Below are 11,070 nucleotides of genomic sequence, written 5' to 3'. Positions count from 1 at the left end.
GCAGGGGGCAGGGGGGCAGGGAGAATATTTATTGCCTATTGCCTATTGCCTATTGCCTATTGCCTATTGCCTATTGCCTATTGCCTATTGCCTATTGCCTATTGCCTATTGCCTATTGCCTATTGCCTGTTGCCTTCTTCCTGTCACCTGTCACCTTCTTCCTGTCACCTATCTATTGGGAAGACCACCTGTTAAAACAGAAGGAGATAAGCTAGACCAGGATTGCTTCACCAGGTCGGCTTCAGCTTGAACACTGCCTAAATAGTTACCTGCTGGTAAAGAGGGATAGCGTTTGTAGGGAACAACGTCTTCACCAAAGTAACGAGCATACTCAGGACTGTTAACAATTGCCTCTACTGCTGCCCGTAAACCGCTATCAGCCAATAGTTTGTTGTACTGACGGATTTCGCCCTGAGTAGCGGGTGCGCGTCCCAAGATGTGACGGAATAGGAATTCAATTACCTTGGTGTTGGGATAGGGAGTGTAGAACCGTTTGCGGTAGATTTCGGAACTGGCTAGTTCGAGAACAAATTCCCGCACGGTAATTTCGCCGTTACGCAATTTGCTGTCTAAGTCAGAACGGCGGAAATAAGCAGGTACTTGACCGCTAAATACGTCCATAATTTGGATATAGATAGCATTGATGACCTGATTGGTTTCTGGGGAATTTGTGCCAGTGGTAGCACGGTAAATCCGGGCTGGTTTACGGCGGCTTGTACCGACACCAACTTCTACGGATTGACCACGACCATCGTTGAAAGAACGACCCAACTCAATAAACAAGGGTTTTGTCTTGTCCATTTTCTTGGCTTGGGCTGCTAAATCTGCGATCGCCTTCGCTAGAATTGGCGTATTCTCAGTTTTAATCCGTGGCTTCACAGTTGCAAAACTAGGAACAACCACATCATCATTTTGCTTGGTTAACTGGTTGTAAAGCTTCTCGGTATTGGGGAAATTAGCCGCAGGTAAAGTGGGGAAGCGACGGAAAGGAACGGTATCTTCACCAAACACCTGACCATATTCTACACTTTCAACCATCGCGGTAATAAAGGCACGAATCCCTTGAGTAGCGAGAATCTGGTTGTATTTACGAATTTCTGCTTGGTCAATAGGAGCGCGACCCAAGAAATGCTTAGTACCCAACTCAATTACTTTTGTATTGGGATAAGGTGTGTAGAACTCCTTCAGGTACAAGCTAGAGTAACCCAAACCTTGAATAAATTCCTTAACGCTGATTTCACCATTCACCAACTTACTTTCTAGAACCGTGAACTCGTTCTTAGAGATGTAAGGAGCAATATCTCGCTCGAAAATCTGCCGATAAGCGCCGCTAATCACAATCTCAGCCGCAACCTTGTCATTCTTAACTGCTGTCAGTTTAAAGACCTTGGTTTGTTCACGCTGCTTAGTGACACCTTGATTCATGCGGAACTCAATATCTGGTTCAGTCCGCATTTCTGTGACTGCACCCAATTCCACAAAGCGAGGAGTTTCTTCTTTTTCAACATTTGCCACATCTTCGCGGATAGTTCCCACCCGCAATTGACGTAAAGACACACCCGCAGGAGTTAGATAGCGCTCGTAAGGAACAGTATCTTCATTAAATGCTTGGCTGTATTCATCACTATCAAGAATGACATCAACCACCGCATAGAAGCCCTTCTTCGCAGCAATATCAAAATACTTATTGTTTTCTTCCCGACCATAGGTAGGACGACCTAATAAGCGACGGTGAATATATTCAATCGCTTTACAGACATAGAGAGAAGTCCAGTACATCTTGCGGAATAAATCCGACTTCGCCAACATCCGCACAAACTCGCGGACGGTGATATCGCCATTTTCCAGCTTAATTTCTGCAACCTTCAGACGTTGACCTTCGTAAACATCACGACCGAAAACTTGCAGGTAACAAGCCTTAATTACCGCTTGGGTAGAACTTTCGGAGAACTTGACACTTACACCCTTGGCAGCCTTTTTACCAATAGTTCCAGGTAACTGGTCTAACTTGAACACCTTAGCACCCAAAGTACCAGGAGCAACACCACGCGCACCAGGATTACTGAGTTGGTTATTGATACCAGGTCCTTGGTGAATTAAGATCCGACGGGTATCCTTACTAAATGGTGCAGGGCTGCTGCTGGGGTTGCGGGTTTCTTTCGGGAAAATCGCCCCAAATTGGATTTCCAAGGGGTCATTACCAGAACCGTAGGGATGTTGGTCAGGTAATGGTTGTTCGTAAGCAGCAAAAGTTGTAATAAACTGAGGAACTTTCCGGAAAGGCGCACTGTATTTAAACAGATCCTGCTGTTGTCCCCAGTTACGACATTCTTGGGCTTCTTGACCCAGACCCCGAATGTAGGGAACTGTTTCTTCACCAAAGTAATCGCTGTATTCGGTAGAATCTACCAAAGCATCAACCAAACCGGCTAAACCTTTAAGTGAGACAATGGCAAAGTATTTTTGCACTTCTTCCCGGCTACTTGGACCCCGTCCTAAAATGTGACGGAAAGCCAATTCAATCACCCGGCTATTAATAAAAGGCTGGTAAAACTGTTTTTGGTAAAGGGGGGATTTAGCTAAACGGCGAATAAACTCCCGCATGGAGATTTCGCAATTTTTAACTTTAGATTCTAAGTCAGAAATAGACAAGCTATAAGCACGGGTAATATCGCGCTCAAATACTTGACGGTAAGCCGCTTTGATGATTTCAGTTTTCTCGCTAGAAGACAAACCTGGCTTCATGGCGTACTTAGGACGACGTTCTGCGGCAACAGCGTAAATTTGTGGCAGTTGTAACCCTTGTTGGTCGCCGGAAGAACGTTGACGAACTTTAGTAGAAGGTGTTGGTGCTTTAAATTCTGTCAGCAACACATCCATGTACTGAGTCACAATTTCTGTAGCTGCGGCATCTTTACGGAAATAAGACAGGGACGCTGCTTTAATTTCTTGTAAAGCAACGATGGTTGCTTCCCCAGAACAAGCATTTTCAATAATTTCCCGCAAACCTCTGGTATTCACAGAGATGATATTGGGGTCGCCAGCAACAATGGCGTAAGTGGCATAGCGTAAGAACCAGGACAAGTCCCTTAAGCTCTTGGCCATGTTGCTAGGACCATAACGAGCAACGTTAATAGGTCTAAAGCCTGGAGGTGTTGGTCCACCAGCAGAAGTATTAAAGATAGAACGGAGGTTTTCAAAGAAACCACCACTACTTTCAACGTAGGTGACTGTTCCTAGTTTCATGCCCTCTTGGACATTAACACCTGCGCCGACCATTGCTAATTCTCGTTCTTGGGGCTTTTCTAAGAAAGCCATTGGTGAACCACCAATGAAAATCCGGTTAGCCGCACGAGAAACGATAATCTCGGAATTGTCGGTCAAAATCTTGGCAATTTCTAATCGCTTTGCACCGGAGGCAAAATAGCTGCTAAGTTCACTTAGTTCACCTCTTCCCAAAAAGCGGTCTTGTTGTTCCGCTTGGGAAATGGTAGAGACAGGTAAGGTTTGATATAGTTGCGGACGCGCAACTGAGCTTCCACCGCTTGCCTTAACACTCATGGTTTTTTTAAGACTCCTATCATAACTGTTTATGTGTTAAGCCTGAGTTATTTATTTTAAGGCTTGACATTTGTGCGTATCTATGGATTTTACGCCTATAAAACCCAGTAAATTAACTCGGTCAATTTTTAGATTAGAACGTTTTGCGTTTACGCTGTTGGTTTATTAAGAAGTATGTCGAATCTGTAATCTAAATTTTGATATTCAAGAGGATACATACTTGGATTTTCTTGGCTGAACACAGATTTTATCCCAAATTATGCACCAATTTAATTCTTAAACTTATTTAGTAAGAAAACAGGCTAAAAACTAGTGTGTTAATTCTGAATCCCTTATCTCATAAGACTTCATACCCAAAATGTGTCGCATATTTTTATGAGAAAGTGCCTGGAACAGATGCTTTCGGTGTAAACTATGGCAACACCAATAATTTCCCAGGAAATCGCTCCAAAACCTACAAAATTAACATACTAGCTTACTCCTCAAGAGTTTTCTTCTGGTTCTTCCGTTCATGGCAAACCTCGTTTGTCTAAAATTGGCGATTCCCGTTTGCGTCAGGCTCTTTTTATGCCTGCGATTGTTGCTCGTCGCTATAATCCTTTGATTCACTCCTTCTGTGAACGTCTTTTGGCTAAAGGTAAATCTAAAAAGTCTGTCATTGGTGCAGTCATGCACAAGCTTTTACGCCAAGTTTTTGGTGTTCTCAAGTCTCAGACCGCTTTTGACCCTAATTTTCTTTCTCCCACCACTTGACTTTCAAGACAGTATCTACGGGAGAATTATATTCTAAGCAAAGACAAACTGTTTAGAATCTGTCAAATTCAAACTACTGGCTTGAATCCCAGTCAGAGTAGCTAGAGTTTGATTATTGAAGACAATCGCAGTATCAGCACCAACTTGATTTAACTTGAGTGTGGATGTGGTAATACCTAAACTGACAGCACCTTGAATACCAATGACATCAGTACCCAGTTGGAAGTCAAGCACGGTATTAGCCGAAGAGGGTAGTTCAGCATTGACAATCCAGAATTGGTCAGCGCCAGCACCACCGGAAATTAAGTTACCACCACCAAGACTAACTCTGAAGATATCATTACCATCACCACCCAAAGCGCGGTCATTGCTACCTAAGTAGAAGGTATCATCACCGACACCACCAGATATGCGGTTGCCACCTTGTCCATCTCTAGCATCAAAGGTGTCATTACCATCACTACCGAAAACGCGATCGCCTTTATTCACAAAGATAGTATCATCACCGCTACCCAGATCAACGATGTTATTACCTGAGTTGGGAAAACCAGATACAGTGGACAGGTCTACCTCGTCTTTACCTGCACCTGTAAATACAATATTGTTTTGACCATCAAATTGACTACCAGGAGTGGCAATTAATTTATCATCTCCTGGAGTTCCTACAGTCGTAGATTGGTTGTCAATGATTTTTTTGACTGCGATCGCAAAAATATCATTAGCAGATGTTCCAGCTTTATCTGTAGCTGTGACTTTAACATTCAAATCCCCTACATTATCATTAGTGGGAGTACCGCTAAAAGTGCGAGTTGTGGGATTAAAGGTTAACCAATTTGGTAAAGCATTACCATTTTCTAATGTTGCTGAATAAGTCAGAACATCACCAGCATCAATATCGGTGAAGGTATTGATGGGAATTTGGAAGTTAAAGAGGTAAGGAACCATGATCGCAGCCAAAGATAACGCCCACCTCACCCCAGAAGAGTATTTCACTTGGGAAGAACAGCAACTAGAAAAACACGAACTGATCGACGGTCAAGTTTATGCCATGACTGGCGGTAGCGTTAATCATAGCCGCATTGCAATTCGATTTACGACTATGGTTGATACCCATTTAGATGCTAGTAGTTGTATAACAGGTAACTCAGGACTGAGAGTTAATATTGTTGGCACAAATAACTACACCTATCCCGATGTCAGCGTCACCTGCGACGATCACGATAAAACCAAAACCCAATATATTACCTACCCCTGCTTAATCGTTGAAGTTCTCTCAAAAACTACCGAAGCCTACGACAGAGGGGGCAAGTTCAGAATGTATCAAAATAACCCCGTCTTGAAAGATTACTTATTGGTTAGTTCCACTGCGATCGAAATAGATTTGTATCACAAAAATGATGCCGGACAATGGATGATTATTAACTATGGAGAAGCTAAAAAGCATCAATCTCAGCTTCCGTTCTATAAAACTTACCCAAAATCACCAAAGTCTAGACACATCTGGACAGCGATAATCTTAGTGTTTATTTCCTGCTTCATCGCGGTCTTAGAATGACTTCCAATCTTGTTTGCCCGCTCCACAGGCAATCTCGGTAGAACTTACCGTTTCTGACCGTAGTTCCTAAAAAGAACCCCAGAATCTTAATCAATTCGATCATTTCAGACAATCACGAAGCACTGCGTCGAGGGTTTTTGAGTTTGCCATCCTTGTCAGTTTTAGCATCTTTCCACGGCTCTCCACTTGCTCCATTTTTACTGACAAAACAAGTTAATGGACAAGCTTCTGCTTTAGTCCTAATATCACAATTTGCCGTTGCGGCAAAGTTATGGGTAAAGTCACATATATGGACAAAGTATTAATTATAATTTGCATGGAGCTAAGCGGATTCGAACCGCTGACCCCCTCAATGCCATTGAGGTGCGCTACCAACTGCGCTATAACCCCGAAATCCTAATTCAGTAAGCAAAAAGGCTTATTTGTTAGTTTTTTTTAGTTGTCCCTTTCCTGATTATATGTCAATCTAGGTCAATTCAGTCAAGAGAGTTATGTTAAGAAATATTAAGCAGTGAATCAGACAAATCTTCTCACAATAGGGTAAACAGGGCGCAAGTGAATAAACCATCTTCAAGCCTTGTAATCAATAGACATCTGGTGAAAATTAAATATGCGTGACATGAAACCCCTGTAGAGACGTTCCATGGAACGTCTCTACAATCTTTACCGGAGATGTCTAATAGACATCTCCAGAAATTAAAATCGTAACTATTTTATTGGGTTTAGAACCTATATTTGGAAAATTGGCATAGGTATTGCCCAAAATATCGGGGTAGGCACGGGGCGCTACCCCTAGGATAATCGCTATAAGTAGTGAGACAGAATTAATTACACAATGTCATTGCGTTAGCGCAGCGTGGCGTTAGCCATATGGAACGAAGTGAAATGAAGCAATTCCAAGGGTTGTGATTGCTTCCCTTCCCTCGCAATGACTGTAAATATTTTTGTCCAATTACTTATTTACCCTTTACCAAACACAGTGGTTAGAGAACGGGCAATATTTTTCGGTTGCATTGCATCCATCGCTGCTGTCGGTTCATAACCACAATGCACCATACAATCAGCACATTTAGGATTACCACTAGCGCCACCGTATTGACTCCAATCAGTCTTATCTAACAACTCCTGAAAGGTTGTATAGTAACCTTCATTCAATAGATAACAAGGTTTTTGCCAACCTAAAACACTATAACTAGGACTACCCCAAGGGGTGCATTCATAGTCTTTTTCACCAATGAGAAAGTCTAAGAATAAAGGGTTGTGATTAAAGTTCCAGTTCTTTTTTCCAGATGTGTAAGGTGAGAGAATTTCTTTAAATAAAGCGCGGGTTTGTTCTTTTTGCAGAAAATGATCTTGATCTGGTGCCCATTCGTAACTGTAACCAGGAGAGATCATCATTCCGTCAGTACCCAAGGTTTCCAGAAAATCGAAAAACCCCTGCATTTCTTGAATATCGCAACCTTCAAAAATGGTCGTGTTAGTAGCGACACGAAAACCTTTAGCTTTAGCGGCGCGAATTGCTTGGACAGCAGTATCGAAAACGCCTTTTCTGTCTACACATTTATCATGCCATTCTCGCATTCCATCTAAATGGACGCTAAAGGTTAGATAGGGAGAAGGTTTAAACTTATCAAGACTCTTTTCTAGTAATAAACCATTAGTACACAAGTAAATATACTTCTTGCGTTTAATTAAGCCTTCAACAATTTCACCTATTTGGGGATGCAGGAGGGGTTCGCCACCGGGAATAGAAACAACCGGTGCGCCGCATTCTTCCACAGCCGCAAAACACTGTTCGGGTGTGAGATTTTGCTTGAGGATCTCTACTGGATGTTGGATTTTACCGCAACCAGTACAAGCTAGGTTACACCGGAACAGCGGTTCTAACATCAATACGAGGGGGAAGCGTTTCCTCCCTAATAAGCGTTGTGTAACTAAATATTTACCTATATCTATTGCTTGTTGTAAATTAATTGCCATGAAACTAACACTCCTCAATTTGGTCATTGGTCATTGGTCATTAGTCATTGGTCATTGGTAATTAATTTCTGTCACCTGTCACCTGTAACCTGTCACCTGTAACCTGTCACCTGTCACCTGTCACCTGTCACCTGTAACCTGTAACCTGTAACCTGTCACCTATTCACATAACCATTAGACACAAACCAATCTACAGCATCCTTGAGGGCTACATTCAGGGGTGACTGAGGTAAACCTAATTCGCGGATAGCCTTAGAAGCATCATAATACATTGGTTGCTGTGCCATGCGGACTCCATCTATGGGAACTGTGGGAGTTTTCCCTAGTGGTGCGAGGATTTTTTCTTCTACCCAAGCTACTGTAAGGGGTATCCAAGCTGGGATGGATGTTTGTGGTGCTGGTAAATTGGTGATTTGGGAGAGTTGTTCTAGGAGTTGTTTGAGGCTAAGATTTTGATGACCGAGAATATAGCGATCGCCTGATTTGCCTTTTTCTAAAGCTAATAGGTGTCCCTTGGCTACATCGCGCACATCAATAAAATTTAACCCCGTATCCACATAAGCGGGCATTTCTCTCCGCAAAAACCGCAGAATAATGTCCCCTGTAGGCGTAGGTTTAATATCTAAGGGTCCAATGGGACTGCTAGGATTAACGATCACAATATCTTGACCTTGGTTCACCGCAGATATTGCCACTTGTTCAGCTAGGAATTTAGATTTTTTATAATCCCCCACTAATTTTTCTACGGGACTTTGGTAAGTTTCATCTACAACTTGTCCCAATTTACCCACACCAATAGCGGCAACGGAACTAGTATAAACTGTACGTTCAATTCCCGCTTTTTCGGCTGCGGCTAAAATATTGCGCGTTCCTTCTACATTGTTAATATAAAGCAAGTCTCGGTCTTTTTGCCACAGGGAATAATGGGCGGCGACATGAAACAGATATTCACAACCCTGCATCTGTTCCCAAATATTCGGGTTATTCAAATCACCTTTGACAATATCTACAGCCAAACCCTGTAAATTACTCAGGTTACTATCAGGACGTACCAAGGCTGTCACTTGGTATCCTTCCTGTAAAAGCGATCGCACCACATGAGAACCAATAAACCCTGTACCACCAGTCACAAAAGCCCGCATTTGATCACCTCACACTTCTCAATATTTAATTATCTATGTATCTGGGTGGGTTGCCTCAGTTTTTTGTTTTTCATCTTTGTTTAATGATATAATATCAGGTATAATTATCCAAACAAGATAGTTATATACACGAACATTTATATTACTTGTAATTATGCCCCTGCAAGAAGAAATTGACAAAATAAGGCAAGAGATTCAGACAGATGGTTACTCAATGTCTATTGGCGAATGGATGAGTCTTTATCAGAGTAATGAGATTGATATTAATCCAGATTTTCAAAGATTTTTTCGCTGGTCAAAACATCAAAAATCAGCTTTTATCGAATCAATTTTATTAGGCATACCAATTCCCCCAATCTTTGTTATTCAAAGAAATGATGGTGTTTGGGATGTTGTAGATGGTGTTCAAAGACTATCAACAATATATGAATTTACGGATCTTCTTAAAAAAAATGAACAAGAAGAAAATACAGAGCCAGTCGCTCTACAAAAAACTACATATTTACCTTCTTTAGAAGGTAAAAAATGGGATGACCCAAATGACACTATAAACTCCTTAACTCAAACACAACGTTTATTAATTAGGCGAGCAATAATTCCTGTCAGTATTGTCAAAAAAGAAAGCGATGAAATGATTAAATATGAGCTATTTCAGAGACTCCATACAGGAGGATCTATTGCCACACTTCAAGAAGTAAGAAATCGTATCCTTTTAATGTTAAATAGAAATTTATATGAATTGATGAGATCACTTGCCGACTATGAACCCTTCAAAAACTGTATTTCTTTGAGTGATAGGTTTCAGGAAGAACGGTATGATATGGAGTTAGTATTGCGGTTTATTCTGCTATTTGATAAACCTGAGGAAGATATTAGAAAATTGGGTGACGATGTTAGTGTTTTTCTCACAGAAGAAATGCGTAAAATGGCTCTTGAGCAAGAATTAGATTATAGCCATATAGAAATGGCATTTAAGAGAACCTTTGATATCCTGAATCAAACTACAGGAGATAATAGTTTCAAAAGATATAAATCTGAACAAGATAGATTTCTGGGCGGTTTTCTATTATCTGCATTTGAAGTGATAGCATTAGGGATAGGATATAATTATCAAAATATCCCAGCAACAAACACAATATCTGATTCAATCAAAACTATTTGGTCAGATTCAACTTATAAAAAGTGGTCTGGTGCAGGTGTGAATGCTGTCAGACGTTTACCCTATCTTATTCCACTGGGTAGAGAAGTATTTTCTCCTGGTCAAGGAGTATTTTCTCCTTTATGAGCATCCAAACTCCTGAAGACTTAAATAAGACTCTGGCAACTGATATTGCTTGGAGAAAAAAGGAACTTTCAGAAATAAAAACCTTGATAGAATTAAAAAATGTTTCTCCTCAAAGGCATAATGTATGTATTCGTAGTGGAATATGTATTTTGTATGCTCATTGGGAGGGTTTTGTTAAATTAGCAGGAAACTCTTATGTGGAATATATTAGAACCAAAAGACTACGATATGGACAACTTTCTAGTAATTTTTTAGCTTTGGCAATGAAAGAAAAACTCAAACAAGCGAAAGAGACAAATAAAGCATCATTATATATACCTGTTTGTGATTTTTTTCTTTTTCAGTTAGATGAAAGATGTTCTTTACCCAAAAATCCAATTTCTACTGCATCTAATCTGTCTTCGGAAATTTTAAAAGAAATAACTCATACCCTGGGAATAGACTTTTCCCTTGACTCCACTAAATCTAAACTCATAGATGAAAAACTTTTAAAGACAAGAAACGAAATTGCACATGGTGAAGATTCTTTGACAATTGATAGAAAACAATATATAGAATTACAGACAATGGTTATGGAGATGCTAGAAGAATTTCGTAATCGGATAGAAAATGCTGCTATTAATCAAGATTTTCTTTTGAAAAACTAGTACCACAAGGCGTTCGTCAAAAGTCAAAAGTCAAAACGAATATACAATGAGCTTTCCAGTAGTTTGGAATGGTCTATTTATTTCCGCCGACCTGTACTAGTAACCCGTTATCCATACACCATTATATGTCATGATCTTGTTTTTATT

Annotated in this window: 7 protein-coding genes, 1 tRNA gene and 2 pseudogenes; 5 read left to right on the top strand and 5 right to left on the bottom strand. The window is 40.7% G+C overall.

What is annotated here, in order from left to right:
• Positions 1-195 (top strand): annotated as a pseudogene (locus tag IQ228_RS26605) (hypothetical protein); the annotation flags it as partial.
• Here IQ228_RS26605 and IQ228_RS12180 read toward each other — a convergent pair.
• Positions 169-3,561, bottom strand: coding sequence for a phycobilisome rod-core linker polypeptide (locus IQ228_RS12180; RefSeq protein WP_027402731.1), 3,393 nt, complete (start codon positions 3,559-3,561; stop codon positions 169-171). The pseudogene IQ228_RS26605 and the gene IQ228_RS12180 overlap by 27 nt on opposite strands.
• A gap of 486 nt (positions 3,562-4,047) precedes the next feature.
• Here IQ228_RS12180 and IQ228_RS12175 point away from each other — a divergent pair.
• Positions 4,048-4,314 (top strand): annotated as a pseudogene (locus IQ228_RS12175) (transposase); the annotation flags it as partial.
• A 33-nt stretch (positions 4,315-4,347) separates the two neighbouring features.
• Here IQ228_RS12175 and IQ228_RS12170 read toward each other — a convergent pair.
• Positions 4,348-5,259, bottom strand: a complete 912-nt coding sequence (locus IQ228_RS12170; protein ID WP_193962962.1) for a putative Ig domain-containing protein — start codon at positions 5,257-5,259, stop codon at positions 4,348-4,350.
• Here IQ228_RS12170 and IQ228_RS12165 point away from each other — a divergent pair.
• The gene (locus tag IQ228_RS12165; RefSeq protein ID WP_228043843.1) at positions 5,258-5,869 is read left to right on the top strand and encodes a Uma2 family endonuclease; all 612 of its coding nucleotides are present in this window, start codon (positions 5,258-5,260) and stop codon (positions 5,867-5,869) included. The two genes, IQ228_RS12170 and IQ228_RS12165, sit on opposite strands and share 2 nt — an antisense overlap.
• Positions 5,870-6,186: 317 nt before the next feature.
• On the opposite strand, the gene IQ228_RS12160 is transcribed toward IQ228_RS12165, so the two are convergent.
• The 3 genes from IQ228_RS12160 to hpnA all read right to left on the bottom strand — a co-directional run bounded on the left by IQ228_RS12160 (position 6,187) and on the right by hpnA (position 8,991).
• Positions 6,187-6,259, bottom strand: a tRNA-Ala gene (locus IQ228_RS12160).
• Between the two features lie 570 nt (positions 6,260-6,829).
• Positions 6,830-7,849 (bottom strand): adenosyl-hopene transferase HpnH, encoded by a 1,020-nt coding sequence (gene hpnH / locus IQ228_RS12155; RefSeq protein ID WP_168636414.1) that lies wholly within the window; start codon positions 7,847-7,849, stop codon positions 6,830-6,832.
• A gap of 155 nt (positions 7,850-8,004) precedes the next feature.
• On the bottom strand, positions 8,005-8,991 hold the full coding sequence (gene hpnA, locus IQ228_RS12150; protein ID WP_193962961.1) for a hopanoid-associated sugar epimerase: 987 nt from the start codon (positions 8,989-8,991) through the stop codon (positions 8,005-8,007).
• 154 nt (positions 8,992-9,145) lie between these two features.
• On the opposite strand from hpnA, the gene IQ228_RS12145 reads away from it, so the two are divergent.
• Entirely contained in the window at positions 9,146-10,276 is a 1,131-nt protein-coding gene (locus IQ228_RS12145) for a DUF262 domain-containing protein (RefSeq protein WP_193962960.1), read from the top strand.
• The gene (locus tag IQ228_RS12140) at positions 10,273-10,923 is read left to right on the top strand and encodes an MAE_28990/MAE_18760 family HEPN-like nuclease (RefSeq protein ID WP_193962959.1); all 651 of its coding nucleotides are present in this window, start codon (positions 10,273-10,275) and stop codon (positions 10,921-10,923) included. Before IQ228_RS12145 ends, IQ228_RS12140 begins: the two co-directional genes overlap by 4 nt.
• The last annotated feature ends 147 nt before the right edge of the window (positions 10,924-11,070 follow it).

Origin of the sequence: Dolichospermum sp. LEGE 00246 (assembly GCF_015207865.1) — a bacterium.
In the GTDB taxonomy this organism is placed as follows: domain Bacteria; phylum Cyanobacteriota; class Cyanobacteriia; order Cyanobacteriales; family Nostocaceae; genus Dolichospermum; species Dolichospermum heterosporum.
The sequence above is the reverse complement of the archived record's forward strand: the minus strand, read 5'-3'. Positions and strand labels throughout refer to the sequence as shown.

Excerpts from the sequence above, each read along its gene's own strand:
- hpnH (WP_168636414.1), bottom strand. The coding sequence starts at position 7,849 with ATGGCAATTAATTTACAACAAGCAATAGATATAGGTAAATATTTAGTT.
- IQ228_RS12140 (WP_193962959.1), top strand. The coding sequence starts at position 10,273 with ATGAGCATCCAAACTCCTGAAGACTTAAATAAGACTCTGGCAACTGAT.
- IQ228_RS12170 (WP_193962962.1), bottom strand. The coding sequence starts at position 5,259 with ATGGTTCCTTACCTCTTTAACTTCCAAATTCCCATCAATACCTTCACC.
- IQ228_RS12180 (WP_027402731.1), bottom strand. The coding sequence starts at position 3,561 with ATGAGTGTTAAGGCAAGCGGTGGAAGCTCAGTTGCGCGTCCGCAACTA.
- IQ228_RS12145 (WP_193962960.1), top strand. The coding sequence starts at position 9,146 with ATGCCCCTGCAAGAAGAAATTGACAAAATAAGGCAAGAGATTCAGACA.
- hpnA (WP_193962961.1), bottom strand. The coding sequence starts at position 8,991 with ATGCGGGCTTTTGTGACTGGTGGTACAGGGTTTATTGGTTCTCATGTG.
- IQ228_RS12165 (WP_228043843.1), top strand. The coding sequence starts at position 5,258 with ATGATCGCAGCCAAAGATAACGCCCACCTCACCCCAGAAGAGTATTTC.